Origin of the sequence: Deinococcus multiflagellatus (genome assembly GCF_020166415.1) — a bacterium.
GTDB lineage: Bacteria > Deinococcota > Deinococci > Deinococcales > Deinococcaceae > Deinococcus > Deinococcus multiflagellatus.
Map to the genome: position 1 here is coordinate 399,622 of NZ_JAIQXV010000002.1, position 20,921 is coordinate 420,542.

The following is a 20,921-nucleotide window of genomic DNA, read 5'->3' on the forward strand; positions in this document are numbered from 1 at the left end:
CATGCCGGGCCCTTCCCACGCCGGGAGGGCCCGCTGCTGGTCGCCCGGTACACTGCCCCCTATGTAGGCACTGGTGGAGGCGATTCGGCAACAGGGCGAGATCTTGCCCGGCGGCATTCTGAAGGTGGACGGGCTGGTGAACCACCAGCTGCTGCCGGACCTGACGCGCGAGATGGGCGAGACCTTCGCCCGCCACTTTGCCCCGCTGGCCCCTACCAAGATCGTGACCATCGAGGTCAGCGGCATTGCCCCGGCCATCGCCACGGCGATGACCTTGGGCGTGCCCATGGTCTACGCCCGCAAGAAAAAGCCAGTGACCATGAAAGAACCCATTTTCACCGCCCAGTCGGTCAGCCGCACCAAGGGCGGGGTGGTGGACCTGTTCGTGAGCAGTGAGTTCCTGGGCCCGGGAGACCGCGTGGTGGTCATTGACGACTTTCTGGCCTCGGGCGGCACCCTGCGCGCCCTGAGCACCCTGATTGCCCAGAGCGGCGCGGGGCTGCTGGGCATCGGCTGCGTGGTGGAAAAGCAGTTTGAACACGGCCGCGCCAAGCTGGCCGACCTGGGCGTGCCCATTCACACGCTGGCGAACATTGTGCGGATGGATGAAACGGGAATGGAAGTGGTGAGTGGGCAGTAGGCAAAGAGGAGGCGGGAAGCGGGGGGCGGTGCGCGGAAAGGGGACAGAAGGCCAGAGCGCATGAAACGGGCGGGGCTTGACGGTGCCGGAGCGCAGGCACTACACCCTGACCGCCTCCCGCCTCCCGCCTCCCGCCTCCCGCCTCCCGCCTCCCGCCTCCCGCCTCCCGCCTCCCGCCTCCCGCCTCCCGCCTCCCGCCTCCCGCCTCCCGCCTCCCGCCTCCCGCCTCCCGCCTCCCGTCTCCCTAACGCCCGTTTGGATACCATAGGCCGCATGACACAGCCGGGCATCGAACTTCAGGAACTCATTGCGGCCATGGAGCAGCGCCGCGCGAAGGTGGAGCAGGGCGGGGGGCCCGAGCGGCTGAAAAAGCAGAAGCAGGGCGGCAAGCTCACGGCCCGCGAACGCATTGAGGTCCTGCTGGACCCCGGCAGCTTTCTGGAGATGGGCACCTTCGTGGAGCACCGCGGCGGTCGGCTGATGCAGGGTGTAGAGGCCCCCGGCGAGGGCGTGGTCACGGGCCGGGGCACCATTGACGGGCGGCAGGTGTTTGTCTTTTCGCAGGATTTCACCGTGCTGGGTGGGTCGCTGGGCAAGATGAATGCCGCCAAGGTCACAAAAATCATGGACCTGGCCGCCAAGACGGGCTGCCCGGTCATTGGCCTGAACGACAGCGCCGGCGCCCGCATTCAGGAAGGCGTGGACAGCCTGTCGGGCTACGGCGAGATCTTTTACCGCAACGCCATCTACTCCGGCGCCATTCCGCAGATCAGCGCGATTCTGGGGCCCTGCGCGGGCGGCGCGGTGTATTCGCCCGCCCTGACCGATTTCATCCTGATGAGCGAGGGCAGCAGTTACATGTTCATCACGGGCCCGGAAGTCATCAAGTCCGTCACGCGTGAGGACGTGACCTTTGACCAGCTGGGCGGCGCCGACGTGCACACCCGCAAGAGCGGCGTGGCCCACCTGGAATACGACGGCGACGAGGCTGTGCTGCGCGGCGTGCGCGACCTGCTGGGCTACCTGCCGCAGAACGCGCACGAGAAGGCCCCCGCCCTGCCCACCAACGACCCCGCCACCCGCACCACCGAAAAGCTGCTGGAGATCGTGGTGCCGGACCAGCGCAAGCCCTACCCCATGCACGACGTGATTCATGAACTGGTGGACGACGGCACCTTCCTGGAAATCCAGCCCGGCTGGGCGAAGAACATCATCGTGGGGTTCGCGCGCCTGAACGGGGAAAGCGTGGGCATCGTGGCGAACAACCCGCGCGTGATGGCGGGCACCCTGAACATTGACGCCAGCGACAAGGCCGCGCGCTTTATCCGCACCTGTGACTGCTACAACATCCCCATTCTGACCCTGGTGGACGTGACCGGCTTCCTGCCCGGCGTGGCGCAGGAACATGCGGGCATCATCCGCCACGGCGCCAAGATGCTCTACGCCTACGCCGAGGCCACCGTCCCCAAGATCACCCTGATTACCCGCAAGAGCTACGGCGGCGCGTACCTCGCCATGAACAGCCGCGACATGGGCGCCGACGTGGTCTATGCGTGGCCCACCGCCGCCGTGGCCGTGATGGGCGCCGAGGGGGCCGCGAACATCGTCTACCGCCGCGAGATTCAGCAGAGCGAGAACCCCGACGCCACCCGCGCCCAGAAAATCGCCGAGTACAAGGACGCCTTTGATAACCCGTACGTGGCCGCCAGCAAGGGCTACATTGACGACGTGATCCCCATGGAGGACACGAGGCGCATCCTGATTCAGACCTTCGAGATGCTGCGCGACAAGGAAGAGGCGAGGCCCTACAAGAAGCACGGGAATATTCCGCTGTAAGGGAAGTGGGGAGTAGGGAGTGGGCAGTGGGAAAGGCGCAGGGGGCAGTTCCACTAACCACTCTCCACTTCCCACTTACCTGCCGCGCCCTTGCGCGCAGGAGACTGGCCCCCATGACCAAGCCCAACTACACCAAACCCAGCGACGCTGAACTGCGCGAGCGGCTGACGCCCATGCAGTATCAGGTGACGCAGCATGAGGGCACCGAGCGGGCCTTTACGGGCGAATACTGGGACCATGCCGAGGAAGGCATTTACGTGGACGTGGTGAGCGGCGAGCCGCTGTTTTCCAGCCTGGACAAGTACGACGCTGGCTGTGGCTGGCCCAGCTTTACCCGCCCCATTCCTAGCGTGACCCTGACCGAGAACACGGACTACAAGATTGGCTATGCCCGCACAGAAGTGCGCTCGCAGGGGGCCGATTCTCACCTGGGCCATGTGTTCCCCGACGGCCCGCAGGAGCACGGCGGCCTGCGCTACTGCATCAATTCGGCGGCGCTGCGCTTTGTGCCGGTCTCCGAATTGGAGGCCCAGGGGTACGGCGAGTATCTGCCGCTGTTCGGGCGCTAAACAGCCATAAGAAAGGGGGCGGCTAAATGGGCCGCCCCCTTCCACTTTGCTTTGCTTACCGGCTGCCGAAATCCTGCACCCAGTAGTGGCCGTAGCTGCCGCCCTGGGCGTAGCCCACGCCCAGCTCCTTGTAGGCGGGGCTCATCATGTTCTTGCAGTGGCCTTCGCTTTTCAGCCAGCCCGCCACCACCTGTTCGGGGGTGCTCTGCCCAGCGGCGATGTTCTCCGCTGCCGCGCGCCAGGCGTAGCCGGCGGCCGTGATGCGCTGGGCAAAGGTGCGGCCATCCTTGCCCGTATGGCTGAAGTAGTTCTGCGCGGCCATATCGCTGGCGTGGCCCTGCGCCGCCTGGGTCAGCTGGGCGTTCAGGGTCAGGGCGGGCACCGCGGGGTAGGCCGCGGTGCCGCAGGTGGCGCCGGTCGCACGCGCCGCGTTGGTCAGGTCCAGGACGCGCTGGGCAAAGTCGGGTGCGGGCGGGGTGGGGCTGGGGGCCGGAGCCGCCGCGCCCACCGTCACCGGAAAGTCCAGAAAGACCGAGGGACGGCCCGTCAGGGCGGCGCGCACGGTGGTGCTGCCCGCGCCTGTGGCCGTCACCAGGCCGCTCTGGTTCACGGTGGCGACGGCCGCGTTGCCGCTGGTCCAGGTCAGCTCGCCGGGCTGGGGGGCCCGCCCGCCCACGGTGACGCGCAGTTGCAGGCTCTGGCCAGGGGTCAGGGCGATGGGGGTGGCCACCGCCTGCGCGGCCAGGGTGTCGCTGAGATTCGGGGTGCTGCCCACAGGCGCGCTCCCGCCCGCGACTGGAGCACTGGGGCTGCCCCCACAAGCCGCAAGGGTGAGAGCAAGCAGCACCAGACTGGCCGAACGCGTGAGGGCAGGCGACATGGTGGTATTAGAACGGGTTCAAGCCTCCATAAACATGAGGTGAAGGCTCTCATGTCTCATCGCCCCCGCCCCCTGCGCTGAGCGCAAAAATGCCGTTCTTTTGCCAAAATCCTCACAACGCGTTTTTCTCATGGAGTTCAAATAGAGCGGTGCTGTGGCGAGAGAAATGTCACATCTGCAGGCGGCTGAAGATGACGGCCTCATGTTCAGGAGGTTGCAGCCCAGCTGCCAGATCGTCGGGGCCCCAGGCCACCAGCAACGAGCGGCCCAACCCTGCAGCGGTGTGCAGCAGGGCATGGGCCGCCTCAGCGTGGCGGGTGCCCCACAGCAGCGCTGCGCCGCCAGGGCCCTGGGCCTGCCACAGCAGGGCGCCCACCACCTCGTCCCCCTGGTAAGCCAGCAGAGGCAGGTAGCCGCGTTCGGTTTCCAGCCGGGCCCCAAGGTGCCGCGCCAGCCAGGAGCCCCAGCCCGGTGTGCCGCGCGCCTGGGTCAGCGCCTCGGCCCAGGGGCCCAGGTGCAGGCGGGAAATCTGTTCCACCACGACGCTGCGGCTTGGGGGCAGGGGTGAGGCGGCCCAGCCCCCCACCCGCAGGGTGGCGACCAGCGTGGCGTTTGGCAAGGGTGCAGTGGTCGCCACCAGCGGCGGCAGGTCGTGGCGGGCGTGCCACTCGGTTACGGCCGGCAAGTCCACCCCTGTGGGGCCGCAGGGCAGATAGGTGGCGTTCAGTGCCAGCACGTTCACGCCGGGCGTGAGCAGGCTGACCGCGCCGCCCTCCTGCTCACGCTGCAGGGTGCTCAGGGGCGCGTGGTAGGCCAGCAGGTGGGCCAGGGCCGGGGGCAGCATGGGCCCAGGGTACGGGGTGGGGGGCCGGGCATTCTTAAGCGGCCCCAGGGGCCAGAGCACATCTTTGCCACGGCGCCCCGTGTTGCCATGACGGGCAGAAATAAGGAGGCCCCATGAACGACCCCGCTGCCGACGCGCCCACCACCCCACCTGTTCCCCCGCGCCGCCTGCCCCGCTGGGCCGCGCTGACCCTGGCCGGGCTGGCCGGCGCCGTGACCGTGAATCTGCTGAACGAGGGCGTGCGCCGCGTTCTGCCCCACGCCCCGCGCATGGAGGTGATCGGCGAGCGGGCCCTGAGCGCCAGCCTGCTGGCCCTGGGCCAGGACCCGCCCCGTGGCCGCGCCCTGTACGCCACGACCCTGGCCGCCGATCTGGCGTCCAACACCATCTACTACGCCTTGGCGGGACTGGGCGGCGCCGCCCGCGCGCCTGCGCTGGGCACCGCCCTGGGCGTGGCTGCCGGGGTGGGCGGCGCGACCCTGCCCCCGCGCCTGGGCCTGGGCCACCAGCCCCACGAGCGCCCGCAAACGCTGCTGCTGACCACCGCGTGGTATGCGCTGGGCGGGGTGGTGGCGGGGGCGGTGTACCGGAGAATTGGGGGGGAGTAGGGGGGAGGTCGTGGGGTGTAGGAAAGGCAGACAAGAGCTTGACAGCGCCAGGGAGCCACATTAGGCCGCTCCACAGCCCACAGCCCACAGCCCACAGCCCACAGCCCACAGCCCACAGCCCGGGTCCCCGTCGTCAGGATGGGGACCCGGGCTGCGCCGTCAACCTCAGTTCCAGCGGCCGCCGCGCTGCTGGCGGGTTTCAGGTTCAGGGGCGGCGTACAGCTCCTCGGCGCGCGAGAGCTTCTTGCGGCCGTACAGCCCTTCCAGCACGAATTCGGCGGCACTGGCGCGCACGGCGTCATCGGCGCTGGCGGCCACCTCGGCGGCCAGGTCGGTCAGGCCGGGCACCTCCTGCGTGGCCTGCAGCGCCTCGCGGCTGTCCCCGCCCTGGGGAAAGCGGAACACGTTGCCGTTCTCGAACCACTTTTCCAGCTCGCGGGTGTTGGCGCTGCCGTAGCGGCGGGCGTACACCGCCCCGGCGGCCTTGCGAATCACGTCGCGGGCCACGTTGTCGGCGCCCTTCAGCTCGCCCTCGTATTCCAGTTCCATCTTGCCGGTAATGGCCGGCAGGCCCGCGTACACGTCGCTCACGCGCACCACAGGGGCGTCACCGCCCGTCAGGCTGCGGCGCTCGGCGTTGGCGGCGGCCACCTCCATCAGGGAAATGGGCAGGCGCTGCGAGACCCCGCTGAGTTTGTCCACGCGGCCGTCTTCACGCGCCTGGAAGGCAATTTCTTCTATCAGTTCAGCCATGAAGGGCGGCACCGTCACCGAGGGGTCGCGCACCGCTTCCTGCTCGGTAATCGCCATGCCCAGGCCCACGTCGGTGGGGTAATGGGTGCGGATCTCGCTGCCAATGCGGTCCTTGAGCGGCGTGACAATCTTGCCGCGCGCCGTGTAGTCCTCGGGGTTGGCCGAAAAGACCAGCATCACGTCCAGTTCCAGGCGAATGGGGTAGCCCTTGATCTGCACGTCCCCCTCCTGAAGGATGTTGAACAGCGCCACCTGCACCTTGGGTGCCAGGTCGGCCAGCTCGTTCACCGCAAAAATGCCCCGGTTGGCGCGCGGCAGCAGGCCAAAGTGCATGCTTCTCACGTCGCCCAGAGACGTGCCCAGGCGCGCGGCCTTGATGGGGTCCACATCGCCCACCAGATCGGCCACCGTCACGTCGGGGGTGGCCAGTTTCTCCACGTAACGCTCGGCGCGCGGCAGCCAGCGGATGGGCAGCTCCAGGCCGTGGGCTTCCAGCAGGTGCCGGCCCTCGGCGCCCACGGGGTTCAGGGGATCGTCGGGCATGTCGGCCCCAGCGATCACCGGCACTTCGGGGTCCAGCAGCTCCGTGATGGCGCGCAGAATGCGGCTCTTGGCCTGACCACGCAGGCCCAGCAGAATAAAGTTCTGCCGCGCCAGCAGGGCGTTGACCAGCTGTGGAATCACGGTGTCGTCGTAGCCCACCACGCCGGGAAACAGTTCCTCGCCCGCGCGCAGCTTGCGCGTCAGGTTCTCGCGCACCTCGTCCTGCACGAGGCGCACCCGGCCGTCAAACGGCGTGCGTCCGGCGTATTCCGGCGTCTGAAGCAGTTCTCCGAGCGTTCTCGCCTTGGCAGTGACCGTCATGATGGGCGAAAACGTACCACGCCCCTGGCAGAGGGAATGTGCGGCTTGCTGGCAACTGGCGTGCAGGACAATCGGCCCCGTACCATACCGTCCGGTATGGTACGGTCGAAGGGTCATGGCCCGAACCTCGAAAACCGACTGGCTGAACGCGGGCCTGCAGGTGCTGACCGCCCAGGGCGAGGGCGGCCTGACCGTGGACGGGCTGGTGACCTTCATGGGCCTGACCAAGGGCTCCTTTTACCACCATTTCCCCAGCCTGGGCGCGTACCGAACCGCGCTGCTGGCGCACCTGGACCATGTGGGCTTTGCCGACGTGGTGGACACCATTGACCCTGCGCTCCCCCCCGCCGCCCAGCTGCAGTTCCTCACCGACCTGATCAGCCGCCGCAACCCCGCCGAGGACCGCGCTGTCCGCCTGTGGGCCGAGCGCGATCCCGGGGCCCGCGCGCTGGTGCAGCGGGTGGACGAGCGGCGGCTGGCCTATCTGGCCGGGCTGTTCACGGCCATCGTGGGCGACCCGGCGCAGGGCCGGCAGCTGGCCCGGCTGGGCTACGCCGTCTATCTGGGGGCCGCCCAGATGCACCCCCCCATTCAGGGCGAGGAGTACCGCCAGCTGGGCGAACTGCTGCACCGGCAACTGCTGGGCGGCGCCCCGCCCAGGCCCTGAGCCGGAAGGAGAACCGACATGACACGAGCAAGTCGTTGGTTGCGGGGCCTGGCCCTGCTGCACCTGGCCGTGGGGCTGGTGCTGTACCGCGAGCCCCTGCTGGGCTGGGTTCAGGCCGGGGTCGTGAATGCCGTGGAACCCCACTGGGACCGCATGGCCGCCTTCTGGTTCCTGCTGTACGGCGCGCTGCTGTACGGCCAGGGCCAGCTGGCCGCCGCCTTTGAGGCCCGCCGCGAACCGCTGCCCCGCGCGTTCGTGCAGGGCTGGCTGCTGACCGGCTTACTGGGCACCGTGGCGATGCCCCTCAGTGGCCTGCCGCTGGTGGCGCTGGCCGCTGCCCTGAGCCTGCGCGCCCGCCCCGCCCCGGTGACGCCATGACGCGCGTGGTGGTCACCGGGGCCAGCGGCACCCTGGGCCGCGCCCTGCTGCCGCTGCTGCAGGCCAGCGGGGCCGAGGTCGTGGCCCTGAGCCGCCGGGCCGGGCCTGCCGCCCCCGGCCTCACCTGGGCCGCCGTGGACCTGATCCAGCCCGGCGCGCTGGCGGGCGTGCTGCGCACCGGCGACGTGGTGGTGCATCTGGCCACCCAGCCCCTGAAGGCCGGCGCCGATGTGGCCCTGACCCGGCAGGTGGTGCAGGCCGCGCGGGCGGCGGGCGCAGCCCACCTCGTCTACATGAGCATTGCGGGCCTGGAAAGGCTGCAGGGCGCGCCCTATTACCGCGACAAGTGGGCGGCTGAGCGGCTGGTGGACGGCAGCGGGATGCCCTACACCATTCTGCGCACCACCCAGTTTCACGAGTTCGTGGACGAGCTGCTGCGCCGCCTGACCCTGCCTGTGCCGGGCCTGGGCCCACTGACGCTGCTGCCCGCCGGGGTGACGCTGCGGCCCCTGGCCGCAGGGGCGGCGGCTGAGCGCCTGTGCGCCCTGAGCCTGAAGGCCCCGGCGGGCCGGGTGGCCGACCTGTGCGGCCCCGAAGCCCTCAATTTCCCCGAGCTGGCGCGGGCGCGTGGCCGGCGCCGGGTGCTGAGCCTGCCGCTGCCTGTGCCCATCTTCCGGGCGTGGCGCGGCGGCGCGGCGGTGCCCACGGCGGCCCAGCCGGTGGGCCGCACCTGGGCCCAGTGGAGCGCTGGACGGTGAGCAGCTGAACAGTCAGTTGGACGGACCTGAATTCGCCGAGGCCGCCTGCGCCTGCTGGTCTTCCAGGGCCTTATAGGCGCACACCGCCGCCAGGGCCGCGACCTCCAGCGGGACGCCGCCCGTGGTCAGGTCCACATCCTTGCCTTCAAACCGGCCTCCAATGCGGCCGTGCAGGCGCGCGCCGTCCTGGGTCAGGGCCACGTCCTTGCCGTCCAGGCGGCCCGAGAAGCGGCCCTGGACCTGGGCGCCGCCCAGCTGCAGGTGCACGTCGTCTCCGTCGATGCGTCCGCCCAGGCGAACGTGAACAGCCTGGGGGCTTAGCTCCCCCACGGCGTCAAAGCCCGCGAAGGTGCCGCCAATACGCCCCTCCACGCCCCCGGCGTTCACGCTGAGCTCAATGTCCTTGCCCTCAAAGCGCCCGCCGATGCGGCCCGAAAGCTGCCGACCATCCCAGCTGGCGTGCAGATCGTAGCCCAGAGAAACGCCCCCGATGCGGCCGTGCAGTTCACCCATGCCCGGCAGTACGCGCCGGGGGGGCCGCCGGTTGCGCCGCCAGCGCCACCCCCAGCACGCACAGCGCCAGCCCGAGCAGCGACCACCACCCCAGGCGCTCGCCGTACAGCACGAAGGCTTCCAGCACCGCCAGCGGCGGCACCAGATAGAACAGGCTGCCCACCTGCGCCGCTGGCAGGTCGCGCAGCAGCCGCATGAGCAGCAAAATGGCCCCCACCGACAGCACCAGCACCAGCCACGTCAGCGACAGGATGAATTCGGTGTTCCAGTGGATGGTGCCCCCGCCCTGGGCCAGCAGGAGGCCGCCCACCAGCCCGGCACTGGCGAGGTACTGGACCGTGGTGCCGCCCAGCAGCGGCATGCCGGCCCCAAAGCGGCGCTGGTACAGGGTGCCGGCCGTGGTGCAGGCCAGGGCGACGCCAGCGGCCAGCAGCGCCCCCTGGCTCAGGGTGCCGCCTCCCCCTGGGCGCCCCGCGACCACCAGCAGCACGCCGGCAAACCCCAGCCCCAGCCCGGTCCACTGCCGCGCAGTGACCGTTTCGCCCAGCACGGGCCCCGACAGCAGCGCGGTCAGCAGGGGTTGCAGGCCCACCAGCACGCTGGTCACCCCAGCAGGCAGCCCCAGCCGGATCGCCACCGTGACGCCGCCCAGGTAGCCCGCGTGCAGCAGCAGCCCCGTCACGGCGGCCCGCCCAGCCTGGGCCCGGGTGGGCCAGGGGGCGCGCAGGCCGGCGGTCAGCGCCGCCATCAGCAGCGCGGCCAGCACGAAGCGCACGGTCAGAAACGCGAAGGGATCGGCGTTGCGGGCCGCGCCCTTGGTCCCCAGAAAGCCGGTGCTCCACAGCAGCACGAACAGCAGCGGGGCCGCGCCCAGCACGGCCGCCTTTAAGCGGGGCGCCGCGCTCACAGCTGCTCGGCGATGGCCTGCACCGTGCGCCAGTGGCGCGCCGTGCACGGCACCCCCAGCACCCGGGTCAGCACCGCCTGGGACAGGCGCAGGTTCCGCGTGCCTTCCGGCACTGTCTGGTACACCTGCTGGCCCACCAGGGCCCAGCGTTCCGGGCGGACGTCGCGCGCCTGCAAGGCAGCCACCGCGTCCGGGGCCGGTTGGCGGGTCAGAAAGGCCACGGTCACCGGCTCGGTCAGAAGGTCGGTGGGGCAAGCCCGCGCGGTCTGCTGCCAGTCGTCGGCCGTGCGCAGGGTGACCGGAATGGAAAAGCCAAAATGGGCGCCCAGGGCGGTTTCCAGCTTCAGGCCCAGCTCGGGGTCCGGGTCAGCGTCAAACAGGGCGTTGCCGCTCTGAATGTAGGTCTGCACGCCGCTGAGGCCCAGCGTGCCCAGCAGGGCGCGCAACTGGGCCATGTTCACCTTGCGCGCCTTGCCCAGGTTGACGGCGTGCAGCAGGGCAACGAACCTCATGCCTGCCGTTGTATCAGGTGGCGGGCCCTTTCGGGGCGCGCGGCGGTTCACTGGACGGGGCGGGTCGGGGCTGTTGAGGCGCAGGCGCCGCAGCAAACTTGGGGACAGCCAGGGAAGAGGGGTCATGCCACCACCCTAGAACCTCAAGTACACTTGAGGTCAAGAGGTAAGCCTATGACACCCCTGACGCCGACACGCCTGACGCCCGCTGAACTCTCGGCCCGCAGCGGCCTCGCGGTCAGCGCCCTGCACCACTACGAGCGCGAAGGTCTGATCACCAGCACCCGCACGGCGGGCAGGCAGCGGCGCTACGGGCGCGACACGCTGCGCCGACTGGCCTTTATCCGCGCGGCGGCGCGGGTGGGCGTGCCGCTGGCCCAGATTCGCGCGGCGCTGGAGACCCTCCCCGGCGGGCGGGTGCCCACTGCTGCCGACTGGGCGGCCCTGGCGGCGGGCTGGCAGGCCGAGCTGGACGCCCGCATTGCCCTGCTGCAGCGCCTGCGCGACGACCTGAGCGGCTGCATTGCTTGCGGCTGCCTGTCGCTGGACACCTGCGCGCTGCACAACCCGGATGACCACTTCGGGCAGCGTCACCCGGGGCGTACGGGCCTGGGCTGAGGGGCGCCTGCCACCGGCCGGGCCCGGGGTGACCGGGGCGGCACGAAGCTCAGGGCGATCAGGGCCAGCCCGCCCCACTGCAGCGCGCCCAGCCGGTGGCCTTGCCACAGGTCCAGCAGAAGGGCCGTGGCCGGGCTCAGGCGCGTGAGCAGCGACACCTGCACCGGCGAGGTCTGCGCAATGCCCCGGAACCACAGCGCGTAGGCCAGGGCGGTGCCCACCACGATCAGGTAGGCCAGCAGTGGCCACTGGGCGGCAGTGGGCAGGGGCGGTAGGCCGCCGTCGGCCAGCAGCGCGGCGGGCACCAGCAGCAGCCCGCCCCAGCACAGCTGCCACGCGGTCACGGCCAGCAGGCTGGTGCCCGGCGGCGTGCCCCAGGCCCCCGCCAGCAGATACCCGCCCGAGGCCGCCACCACGCTCAGCAGCCCCGCCGCCAGCCCCAGGGCGTCCAGCCGCGCGCCGGGCCCCAGCACCAGCAAGGCCACGCCCACCAGCCCCAGCAGCGCCGCCCCCAGCGTGTGCCGTTCCGGGCGCTGCCCCAGTGCCAGGAGGTTGAACCCCAGGATCAGCAGCGGGCCCAGCGCCCCCAGCGTGGCGGTTACTCCGCCGCCCAGTCGGCTGGCCCCCACAAACAGCGTGCCAAAAAACAGACCAAAGTTCAGGGCGCCCAGCAGCGCACTTTTCCACCACCACTCACCCCGGGGCAACTGCCGCACCAGCGCCAGCAGCAGCAGACCTGCCCCCAGCGCCCGCAGCGCGGCGGCGGTGGTGGGGCCCATCGGCTCCAGGCGTTCCAGCACCACGTAACTTGTGCCCCAGCTCAGGGGGGCCAGGGCAGCCAGCAGCAGGGGAGAGAGACGCATAAGGTATTTTATACCCAAAATATTTGGGGGCAAATTAGGTGGGCCTCTTATACTGCCGCCATGTCCACCCTCGCCCTGCTGGACCGCATTCGCCGCGACTGGGCCCAGCGGGCGCCCGAGGTGGACCCGGCACCCATGCTGACCTTCATCACCTTCAGCCGCGCCCACGCGCTGCTGGGCGACGCGGTGCGCTCGACCGCCGCACGCGCCGACCTGACCTCTGGCACCCGTGACCTGCTGTTTACCCTCTACCGCTCGGCGCCCCCGGAGGGCCTGCCGGCCAGCGAGGTGGCGGCGCTGCTGGCGGTCTCGCCCGCCACGGTGACAGGCAGCGCCGACCGCCTGGAAGCGCGTGGGCTGCTTACCCGCACCCTGGACCCCCAGGACCGCCGTTCGTGGCGCCTGGCCCTGACGGACGCGGGGCGCGCCCTGGTGCAGGCCCACCTGCCCGAGCATCTGGCCTTTGAAGAGCAGCTGCTGGCGGCCCTAACCCCCGAAGAGCGGCGGTCCTTTGAGGGGCTGCTGCGCAAACTGATCGCCCACGCCGAAGCCCAGGGCCTGGCCTGAGGTGCGCTCCACCGTGCCAGCGGACGCCCCGGTGATCGCCGCCCACCGCTACCCACAAGACGCCGATTGGGCCGAGCGCGCCCCCTACGCCGCGTGGGTGGCGGGGGCCATGACCCGGGGCCTGTACCTGGGGTTCGTGCTGGAACAGGCGGGCGCCGTGGTCGCCGGGGCCGGCCTGACCCTGCTGGAGTGGGGTCCCAGCCGTCACGACCCACAACCGTGGCGGGCGCGGCTGGTGAATGTCTGGACCCACCCGGACTGTCGCCGCCAGGGCCACGCCCGCGCGCTGGTGCAGGCGTGCCTGGGGGCGGCCCAGGCCAGGGGGATCACCCGCGTCAGCCTGGGCACGAGCGAGATGGGCCGCGGCCTGTACGAGTCGCTGGGCTTTGCCGACCGGGGCGGCGAGATGCTGCTGGTCCTGGGCGGCCCCACGGCGGACTGATCCCCCAGCAGGGGCCTGGGCAACTTGGGCTGCGCGGCCGGGCACGCTGCGCTAGGGTGGCGCCAGTCTGTTTCCTAGCCCTGTCGCGTCTCCAAGGAGCTGTTCATGAACAAAGCCTGGTCTCTGGCGGGCCTGCTGGCCCTGCTGTCTGCCTGCAGCCCCACGCCCCTGCCCGTCCCCGTCAGCCCCGGCCCCGGCCCGGCAGCAACGCGCGGGCTTTACGAACTGCAGGTTCAGGTCAGCCCGGAGGGCGTGGGGCAGGCCAGCCTGCGCCGCGTGGTGCCCGGCGCCCTGCAGGCCCAGCGCCTCACCGCTGCGGGTGACCCCCTGCAGCTGGGCGCGCAGGCCATCACCACGCAGACCTTCACCACCACGAAGGACGGCGCGGCTGTTCGCCACATCAGCACCACCTTCGCCGCCACCAATGTCAGTGGAGCCAGCCTGCAGAACCTCACCCTGCTGCCGGTGGTGCTCACCGACACCGACGGCGATCCGGGCAACAACGCCACCGCCCCCACCGTGGCGGGCACGCCTTTCCGTGGCGTGCGCCTATTCGATGGCAGTGACGCCTCGGCGCAGGCAGCGGCCATTCGCCCTGTGCAGGGCCAGCAGGTGGATGTGCGAACAGGGGAGAGCAGCGACAACGTGGCCGCCACCCCATTCATCCGCTTTCTCAACGTGACGAACCTGGGCGCGGCAGCGCCAGCCGGGCTCAGCATGACCGTCCAGAACCAGGGCTGGCTGGCCGCCGAGACCCTGGGCCCCGGCGCCACGGTGCCCGTGACCTTCGCCGTGGACCTGCCCATTGACCGCAGCAACCCCAGGGGGCAGCCGTTCAGCTTCAGTCTGATGTTCACGGCGGCCGAGGACGTGACCCCCTCCGAGGTGGGTCGGCCCGCAGACCCCGCTGTGGTCAGCGGGACGGTCTCGGGCTGGGCGGGCGGCAGCACGTTCACCCTGACCCAGCAGGTCCTGGACCCCCAGGTGGGCGACTGGGTGCCGCTGGCCTCGGCGCCAGTGTCGGCTGCTGGGGGGGTGCACTTGCCGCTGCAGGCGCCTGCCGCTGCTCAGCTGGCGCCCCTGCTGGGCCCGGACTGCACCGTGCAGGGCGAGCAGAGCGCCGCCAATGTCAATGTGTCCACCGCCTTCCTGAGGTTCCAGACGGCCCAGGGCGACGTGCTGGCCCCCCTGCACGAACAGGCGCCCGACGGCAGCGCGGTCCGGCGCCTGTACGCCGACGCGCCCCTGCGGCTGAAGGGCACCGCGACCTGCAGCGGGTTCCCTGAAGGGTCTTACCGCTACGACCTGAGCCTGCAGCGCGGCTGGAACCTGATCACCGAGCGGGCTGCCAGTGTTGGAGACGACATCATCATCACGTCGCGCTCGCTGCCTGCCGGCACCCGCACGCGCCTGCGACTGGCCCAGCAGGCCCCGGGGGTGCAGGTGAAGACGCCGGTCTATGGTGCAGACCTGACGCTCCGGGCCGGCGGGTCGGTGGCCGTGCCCTTTGACTTTCTGCAAAGGGGCACGCTCAGTGGCTCCGTCACGGTGGACACGAACGTGCCCGGCATAACGGTCACCCCCGGCACCCTCACCTTTCCCGCCCTGACGGCCCAGGGGGTAGGCGCGCAGGCCCTGTCCACCACCCTGACCTTCTCGGCTGCAGCGGGCATGGCCACATACCAGGACGGTATGAGGCTGACTTTCCGTCAGGGGGGACAGTTTGTGGGGTACACGGTCCTGTCGCTCAATGTGACCCCTTGATGTCCTTGCCGCTAGGCTGAGGGGGTGAGCCTTCAGCTGCAGTTCAGTGGCCCGCTCTTCCACTGGGCGGGCCCGGCGCCCCATTACTTCGTGGCGGTGCCCGAGGCCGAAGCGGCGGCCATTCGGGACCTCTCGCGGCTGGTCACCTACGGCTGGGGCATGATTCCGGCCCAGGTGCAGATCGGCCAGACCACGTTCAAGACCTCTCTTTTCCCAAAAAAGGGCGGCTATCTGGTGCCGGTCAAGGTGGCCGCCCGCCGCGCAGAAGGGGTGGAAGAGGGGCAGACGGTCACGCTGACCCTCACGGTAGGCTGATCCACCGGCCCCCTGGCCCCGCTCAGGCTGCTGCCCATGACAGACGTGCCTCTGCCGCAGAGGTGCGAAAGAGGACCATCCTCAACGCCTCTGGGCTTCGCGGTCAGGGCTTCTTCGGGGTGCGGCCCGCCGAGAGCTTCGGCACGGCCGTCAGCGGAGAAGCGCGGTCAGGCAGGCTGAGATTCACGGTGAAGCAGCGGCCAGATGAGGACTGCACGTTGACGGTGGCTGAAAAGTCCCCCTTTGAACTCTCAGCCGTCCAGAGTTCCGTGGTGAGGCTCAACCGGGCTGCTTTTTTCAGCGGCGCATAGGCTTCAGGCACCAGCTTCAGCGCCCTGTCCTGGCAGGTGGTGCCTGCCCTGAACGCATTGAAGTCGTAGGTCTGGCCTTGGTGGAGCATCAAGGCGGTGAAGCAGGTTTTGGCCCACGCGATGGCCTCGCGGTCCGCTGGGGACACACGGCCTTCCAGCCCGGCTGGCATGAGGAACCCCCCAGCGTCCTGCCCCCCGCGCCTGCCCCTGTGGATCTCCCACGCGCCCCCGCTGGACCGGACGAGGATGGTCACACCCTGGTCCAGAGCGAGAATGGTGGCCGAATAGTCAGCAGGATTGACCTTCATGTGGTCGTCTTTCAAGACCTGCAGGGTGCCCAGCTTGGCATCAAAGCAGGACAGCTGGAAATTGCTGAACGTCTGGGCCCTGTAGCGCTCACCGGCCCAGGCGCAGGCCAGGGCCACCTTTTCTCCTGTGCTGAAGGTAGTGGGCACATAGCCCTGAGCGGGGGCCCCTCCAGCCAGAAGAGGGAAAGCAGCGAGGACCCAGGGCATCCACTTCAACATGACCGGATGCTAGCGGAGCACGGCACCGTTCACGCGCGCATCTCCCCAAGAGAAAACCCCCACCCGTTCCCAGGTGGGGGCTTTTGTTCTGGCCTTCAGCTCTCCGCTATCAGCCAGCTGCTCGCTTTTAGCTCGTGTACGTCACGTTGTCGTTCACGGTGCCGGGGCGGGTGTCGTCGTAGGAGCGGTCGCCGGTCACGGCGTCGGTGCTGGTGCTGCCTTCGCCGTACTTCTCCAGCGTGCGGTCGTCGGCCACCTGCATCTCGCGCACGGTCATCAGGCCCGTGCCAGCGGGAATCAGCTTGCCCAGGATGACGTTCTCCTTCAGGCCGATGAGGTCGTCCACCTGGCCCTTCATGCTGGCTTCGGTCAGCACATGGGTGGTGTGCTGGAAGCTCGCCGCCGACAGCCACGACTTGGTGGTCAGGCTGCTCTTGGTGATGCCCAGCAGCACCGGCTTCCAGCTGGCCGGGGTCTGGCCCTCTTCCAGCGCGTCGTTGGCTTGGTCCACTTCCCAGCGCTCGACGGTCTGGCCTTCGAGCAGTTCGGTGTCGCCGCCGTCGGTCACTTCGACCCAGCGCAGCATCTGGCGCACGATGATCTCAATGTGCTTGTCGTGCACCTTCACGCCCTGGCTGCGGTACACACGCTGCACTTCTTCCACCAGGTAGCGCTGGGCGGCGTCGGTGTCCTTGTACAGCAGCAGGTCGTGGGGGTTGATGGCGCCGCGCGTCAGGGCCTGGCCGGCCTCCACGCGGTCGCCGTCGCGCACGATCATGCGCAGGCCCTTGCTGATCTTCGTGGCGGTCTTGCTGGAGTACTGGTCGTCGTCGGCCTCGATGCGCACGAGGTAACGCTCTTCTTCTTCCTCGATGCGCACGGTGCCGTCGCGGTCGGCCACGGCCGCGCTGGTCTTGGGCTTGCGGGCCTCGAACAGCTCGATCACGCGGGGCAGACCCATGGTGATGTCACCGCCGCCGCTGCCGGCCACGCCCCCAGTGTGGAAGGTGCGCATGGTCAGCTGCGTGCCGGGCTCACCGATGGACTCGGCGGCCACCACGCCCACGGCTTCACCCATGCTCACGGGCTTGGCCTGCGAGAGGTCGTAGCCGTAGCACTTCTGGCACACGCCGCTCTTGACGCGGCAGTTCAGTGGGGTACGGACGAAGACGCTCTGCAGCCCCTTGGCGCCCCGGGTGATGGCCTTCACATCTTCCAGGCTCAGCATCTCGCCGGCCTCGATGGTGCGGCCTTCGACCTCCACCGCGTCGGCCAGGGTGCGGCCGTAGATGCTGGTTTCGATCTCGCTGGCCTTGCGGGTGCGCCACTCGCCGGTGCGCTCGTCCAGCGCGCCCAGCGGCATGGAGGTGTAATCGGTGGTGCCGCAGTCCACATCGCGCACGACCACTTCGTGGGCCACGTCCACCAGCTTGCGGGTCAGGTAGCCCGAGTCGGCGGTGCGCAGCGCGGTATCGGCCCCACCCTTACGGGCGCCGTGGGTGGAGATGAAGTACTCCAGCACCGACAGGCCCTCACGGAAGGACGCGCGGATCGGCACTTCAATGGTGCTGCCGTCGGGGCGGGCCATCAGGCCGCGCATCCCGGCGAGCTGCGTGATCTGCTGGGCGTTACCACGCGCGCCCGACAGGCTCATGATCCACAGCGGGTTGAAGGGGTAGTTCTGGCCGAAGTTGTCGAACATGGCGTTCTTCACTTCGTCCTTGGTGTCGTTCCAGAGCTGCACAACCTGCTTGTAGCGCTCTTCTTCGGTCATGAAGCCGAACTCGAAGTTCTGCTCGATTTCCGCCACCTTGGCGTCCGCTTCGGCCAGAATCTCGGCCTTGGCGGGCGGAATCACGATGTCGTCAATGCCAATCGTGATGCCCGAGGTCGTGGAGAGCTTGAAGCCCGCGTCCTTCAGGCCGTCGAGCAGGCCAGCGGTGGCTTCAATGCCCAGGTGCTTGAAGCACGCCATGACCATGTCTTTCAGGTGGTCTTTTTCGTAGGCGGTTTCCAGGTTCACCAGGGTGTCCACGAGGTGGGCCTGGTGCCCTAGGGCTTCCTGCACAATGCGGCGGAACATCACGCGCCCGGCGCTGGTGTCGTAGGTCACGCCGTTCAGGCGGATGCGGACATGGTCCTGGTGGTCAATCTCGCCGCGCTCGACGGCCATGATGGCCTCGTCGGGGTTGGAGAAGACGTACTTCAGGCGGCCGGGGCTGGTGTCCTGGCCCGCCACCGTGATGGGGCTGTTCAGGGCCACCTTGCCGTTGTCCAGGGCGGCGAGGGCTTCCTGGGCGTCCGCGAACTCGGTGCCGGCACCCAGGTTGTCCTTGCGCAGCAGGGTCAGCGTGAAGATGCCGAGGATGATGTCGCGGCTGGGCTTCACGTTGGGCTCGCCGTTGGCGGGCGAGAGCAGGTTGTGGGCGCTGAGCATCTGAATGCGCGCTTCGGCCTGCGCCTGGGCGCTCAGGGGGACGTGAATGGCCATCTGGTCGCCGTCGAAGTCGGCGTTGAAGGCTTCACAGACCAGCGGGTGCAGCTGGATGGACTGGCCTTCCACCAGCACCGGCTCGAAGGCCTGAATGCCCAGTCGGTGCAGGGTGGGCGCGCGGTTGAGCAGCACGACCTTGTCTTCAATGACCTCTTCCAGGGCGTCCCAGACGCTGTCGCGGGTGTCGCGGTAGCGCTCGAGCATCTTGCGGGCCTGCTTGATGTTGGTGACTTCGCCCTTCTCTTCGAGCACCTTGAACAGGAAGGGCTTGAAGAGTTCCAGCGCCATACGCTTGGGCACACCGCACTGGTGCAGCTTGAGCTGCGGGCCCACCACGATCACCGAGCGGCCGGAGTAGTCCACGCGCTTGCCCAGCAGGTTCTGGCGGAAACGGCCCTGCTTGCCGCCCAGCAGGTCGGTCAGCGAGCGCAGGCTGCGGTCAGAGCCGGGGTTGGTCACGGGGCTGCCACGGCGGCCGTTGTCGATCAGCGCGTCCACCGCTTCTTGCAGCATGCGCTTCTCGTTGCGGATGATCATGTCCGGCGCGCCCTGGCTCATCAGCTTCTTCAGGCGGTTGTTGCGGTTGATCAGGCGGCGGTACAGGTCGTTCAGGTCACTGGTGGCGAAGCGGCCCCCGTCCACCTGCACCATGGGGCGCAGATCAGGCGGCATCACCGGCACGGTGTTCAGGATCATCCAGCTGGGGTTGTTGCCGCTGCGTTTGAAGGCGCGGGTGACTTCCAGCCGCTTGCGGGCCTTGGCACGCTTGTGGCGCGAGCTGTCCTTCATCATCTCGTTCAGCTCGGCTTCCAGCGTGTCGAGGTTCAGGTCGTCGAGCAGTTCCTTGACGGCTTCGGCGCCCATCTTGGCTTCGAAGTCGTAGGACTCGATGACGCGCACCTGCTTGCGCACGAGGTCAATCTCGATGCGGCCCGAGATCTCGCTGCGCAGTTCGCCGCTGTCGGCCAGTTCGTCGCCCGGCTCCACGCGGTCGCCGTTCACGACCAGGGGCTCGTCCTCGTAGGTGTAGACCTTGGCCTTGGAGACGATGATGCTGGCGGGGTTGTGCAGGGTGATGACGCCGTCGGCCTCGGCCGTGACCTGCTCTTCGACGTCAATGGCGCCGATGACTTTCTGGCCCCGGCGCACCTCGCTGCCGTCCCCGACCAGCACATGCATGGTGGGGTTGATGGGGTACTCGGCGCGGCGGGTCCAGTGGGCCGTGACCTTCACGTCGCCCTTCTTGGGGAAGGTCACGCCGCTCAGGCGGCTGTCACGGCTCACGCGCAGGCGGCTGCCCGCCGAGGCCTCGGCCAGCACCGCGCCCGCGTCCACGATCTCGCCGTGCACAACCCCCACGTTCATGCCGTGCGGCACGTACACGCGCGCAAGCACTTCGCCGCTGGGGCTGCCTTCCTCGTCCACACCCTCGCGCAGTTCCACGAGCACGCTGTCCTCGCCCATCTCGTGCAGCACCACAGTGCCGTTCACGGGGGCGGTGATCTGCACGTCACTTTCCAGCTCGGCCAGAATCTCACCGGCGCGGAAGGTGTCCTGCTCCACCAGCGCCTCGGCGGGCAGCGGCAGGGTGGCGGGCTGCTCTTCGGCGTAGGCGATCACGGCGCGGCGGGGGAAGCGGTACTGGGCCAGACCGTCCATCTTGGAGACCACGTTGCCGCCCAGAATCTGCCCGCGTGTCACGTACTCGCCGTCGCGCACTTCGGCTTCGGCGCCGCCGGTCAGGGCGTAGGTTTCCTGACGGCCAAAGCGCAGTTCACGGTACTCGTCGTCCGAGAGCAGCTCGCCGCGCTTCAGGGGGCGGCCGTCCTTCTGGGCGTTGCGGGGGTCGGTCACCAGGAAGGAGCTGAAGTACAGCACCTTTTCCAGCTGGCCGGCGCTCAGGTCCAGCAGCGTGCCGATCTTGCTGGGCGTGTCTTTGACGTACCAGATGTGCGCGGCGGGGGTCGCCAGGTCAATGTGACCCATGCGGTAGCGGCGCACCTTGCTGCTCGTCACTTCGACGCCGCAGCGCTCGCAGACCTTGCCCTCGTAGCGCTGGCGCTTGTACTTGCCGCAGGCGCACTCGTAGTCCTTCTGGGGCCCGAAGATGCGCTCGTCGAACAGACCTTCGCGCTCGGGCTTCAGGGTGCGGTAGTTGATCGTTTCGGGCTTTTCGACCTCGCCAAAGCTCCACTCGCGGATCTTCTCCGGGCTGGCAATGGCGATACGAACTTTGTTGAAATCTTTCATGATTCTCCTTCGGAGAATGGTGATGGTGGATGGGAGAAAGT

General features: G+C 69.1%; 21 protein-coding genes. 12 read left to right on the forward strand and 9 right to left on the reverse strand.

Annotated elements, in window-relative coordinates; all coding sequences use genetic code 11:
- Nucleotides 1–70 precede the first annotated feature (70 nt).
- From xpt to msrB, 3 genes are all read left to right on the forward strand, one after another.
- Nucleotides 71–640, forward strand: a complete 570-nt coding sequence (xpt, locus tag K7W41_RS04915; RefSeq protein WP_224605346.1) for a xanthine phosphoribosyltransferase — start codon at nt 71–73, stop codon at nt 638–640.
- Nucleotides 641–913: 273 nt separating this feature from the next.
- On the forward strand, nt 914–2,476 hold the full coding sequence (locus K7W41_RS04920; protein ID WP_224605280.1) for an acyl-CoA carboxylase subunit beta: 1,563 nt from the start codon (nt 914–916) through the stop codon (nt 2,474–2,476).
- A gap of 113 nt (nt 2,477–2,589) precedes the next feature.
- Nucleotides 2,590–3,045: a peptide-methionine (R)-S-oxide reductase MsrB gene (gene msrB / locus K7W41_RS04925; RefSeq protein WP_224605281.1), complete on the forward strand. Its 456-nt coding sequence runs from the start codon at nt 2,590–2,592 to the stop codon at nt 3,043–3,045.
- 55 nt (nt 3,046–3,100) lie between these two features.
- Here the strand turns inward: msrB and K7W41_RS04930 are convergent, their stop codons facing one another.
- Both K7W41_RS04930 and K7W41_RS04935 read right to left on the reverse strand, forming a co-directional pair.
- Nucleotides 3,101–3,925, reverse strand: a complete 825-nt coding sequence (locus K7W41_RS04930) for a CAP domain-containing protein (RefSeq protein WP_224605282.1) — start codon at nt 3,923–3,925, stop codon at nt 3,101–3,103.
- A gap of 169 nt (nt 3,926–4,094) precedes the next feature.
- Entirely contained in the window at nt 4,095–4,769 is a 675-nt protein-coding gene (locus K7W41_RS04935) for a hypothetical protein (RefSeq protein WP_224605283.1), read from the reverse strand.
- A 113-nt stretch (nt 4,770–4,882) separates the two neighbouring features.
- On the opposite strand from K7W41_RS04935, the gene K7W41_RS04940 reads away from it, so the two are divergent.
- Complete coding sequence (locus tag K7W41_RS04940) at nt 4,883–5,377, forward strand: hypothetical protein (protein WP_224605285.1); 495 nt, start codon at nt 4,883–4,885, stop codon at nt 5,375–5,377.
- Between the two features lie 165 nt (nt 5,378–5,542).
- Here K7W41_RS04940 and K7W41_RS04945 read toward each other — a convergent pair whose 3' ends face one another.
- Nucleotides 5,543–6,994 (reverse strand): ATP-binding protein, encoded by a 1,452-nt coding sequence (locus K7W41_RS04945; RefSeq protein ID WP_224605287.1) that lies wholly within the window; start codon nt 6,992–6,994, stop codon nt 5,543–5,545.
- Between the two features lie 115 nt (nt 6,995–7,109).
- On the opposite strand from K7W41_RS04945, the gene K7W41_RS04950 reads away from it, so the two are divergent.
- The 3 genes from K7W41_RS04950 to K7W41_RS04960 are packed head-to-tail and all read left to right on the forward strand — an operon-like array spanning nt 7,110 to nt 8,797.
- A complete protein-coding gene (locus K7W41_RS04950) occupies nt 7,110–7,661 on the forward strand; it encodes a TetR/AcrR family transcriptional regulator (RefSeq protein WP_224605288.1) in 552 nt (183 codons plus the stop codon).
- Between the two features lie 18 nt (nt 7,662–7,679).
- Nucleotides 7,680–8,039 carry a DUF6463 family protein gene (locus K7W41_RS04955; protein WP_224605290.1) on the forward strand — a complete coding sequence of 120 codons (360 nt, stop codon included), beginning with the start codon at nt 7,680–7,682 and terminating at the stop codon, nt 8,037–8,039.
- Nucleotides 8,036–8,797 (forward strand): SDR family oxidoreductase, encoded by a 762-nt coding sequence (locus tag K7W41_RS04960; protein WP_224605291.1) that lies wholly within the window; start codon nt 8,036–8,038, stop codon nt 8,795–8,797. Before K7W41_RS04955 ends, K7W41_RS04960 begins: the two co-directional genes overlap by 4 nt.
- A gap of 12 nt (nt 8,798–8,809) precedes the next feature.
- On the opposite strand, the gene K7W41_RS04965 is transcribed toward K7W41_RS04960, so the two are convergent.
- From K7W41_RS04965 to K7W41_RS04975, 3 genes are read right to left on the reverse strand one after another with little or no spacing between them, the layout of a single operon-like run.
- Nucleotides 8,810–9,310, reverse strand: a complete 501-nt coding sequence (locus tag K7W41_RS04965; protein ID WP_224605293.1) for a hypothetical protein — start codon at nt 9,308–9,310, stop codon at nt 8,810–8,812.
- Entirely contained in the window at nt 9,303–10,217 is a 915-nt protein-coding gene (locus tag K7W41_RS04970) for a DMT family transporter (RefSeq protein WP_224605294.1), read from the reverse strand. The genes K7W41_RS04965 and K7W41_RS04970 overlap by 8 nt, the downstream gene beginning before the upstream one ends.
- Nucleotides 10,214–10,729 (reverse strand): DUF1697 domain-containing protein, encoded by a 516-nt coding sequence (locus K7W41_RS04975; protein ID WP_224605295.1) that lies wholly within the window; start codon nt 10,727–10,729, stop codon nt 10,214–10,216. Before K7W41_RS04975 ends, K7W41_RS04970 begins: the two co-directional genes overlap by 4 nt.
- Before the next feature lie 174 nt (nt 10,730–10,903).
- On the opposite strand from K7W41_RS04975, the gene soxR reads away from it, so the two are divergent.
- Nucleotides 10,904–11,347, forward strand: coding sequence for a redox-sensitive transcriptional activator SoxR (soxR, locus tag K7W41_RS04980; RefSeq protein WP_224605296.1), 444 nt, complete (start codon nt 10,904–10,906; stop codon nt 11,345–11,347).
- On the opposite strand, the gene K7W41_RS04985 is transcribed toward soxR, so the two are convergent.
- Complete coding sequence (locus K7W41_RS04985; RefSeq protein WP_224605298.1) at nt 11,320–12,210, reverse strand: EamA family transporter; 891 nt, start codon at nt 12,208–12,210, stop codon at nt 11,320–11,322. The two genes, soxR and K7W41_RS04985, sit on opposite strands and share 28 nt — an antisense overlap.
- 60 nt (nt 12,211–12,270) lie before the next feature.
- On the opposite strand from K7W41_RS04985, the gene K7W41_RS04990 reads away from it, so the two are divergent.
- The 4 genes from K7W41_RS04990 (at nt 12,271) to K7W41_RS05005 (ending at nt 15,298) form a co-directional block, all read left to right on the forward strand.
- Complete coding sequence (locus K7W41_RS04990) at nt 12,271–12,777, forward strand: MarR family winged helix-turn-helix transcriptional regulator (protein WP_224605300.1); 507 nt, start codon at nt 12,271–12,273, stop codon at nt 12,775–12,777.
- Nucleotides 12,778–12,790: 13 nt separating this feature from the next.
- Nucleotides 12,791–13,219: a GNAT family N-acetyltransferase gene (locus tag K7W41_RS04995; RefSeq protein ID WP_224605302.1), complete on the forward strand. Its 429-nt coding sequence runs from the start codon at nt 12,791–12,793 to the stop codon at nt 13,217–13,219.
- 105 nt (nt 13,220–13,324) lie between these two features.
- A complete protein-coding gene (locus K7W41_RS05000) occupies nt 13,325–14,983 on the forward strand; it encodes a hypothetical protein (protein ID WP_224605303.1) in 1,659 nt (552 codons plus the stop codon).
- Nucleotides 14,984–15,007: 24 nt separating this feature from the next.
- Nucleotides 15,008–15,298, forward strand: a complete 291-nt coding sequence (locus K7W41_RS05005) for a DUF1905 domain-containing protein (RefSeq protein ID WP_224605305.1) — start codon at nt 15,008–15,010, stop codon at nt 15,296–15,298.
- 103 nt (nt 15,299–15,401) lie between these two features.
- Here the strand turns inward: K7W41_RS05005 and K7W41_RS05010 are convergent, their stop codons facing one another.
- Together K7W41_RS05010 and K7W41_RS05015 are read right to left on the reverse strand one after the other, a co-directional pair.
- Complete coding sequence (locus tag K7W41_RS05010) at nt 15,402–16,034, reverse strand: hypothetical protein (RefSeq protein ID WP_224605307.1); 633 nt, start codon at nt 16,032–16,034, stop codon at nt 15,402–15,404.
- Between the two features lie 229 nt (nt 16,035–16,263).
- Entirely contained in the window at nt 16,264–20,880 is a 4,617-nt protein-coding gene (locus K7W41_RS05015; protein WP_263489508.1) for a DNA-directed RNA polymerase subunit beta', read from the reverse strand.
- Between the last annotated feature and the right edge of the window lie 41 nt (nt 20,881–20,921).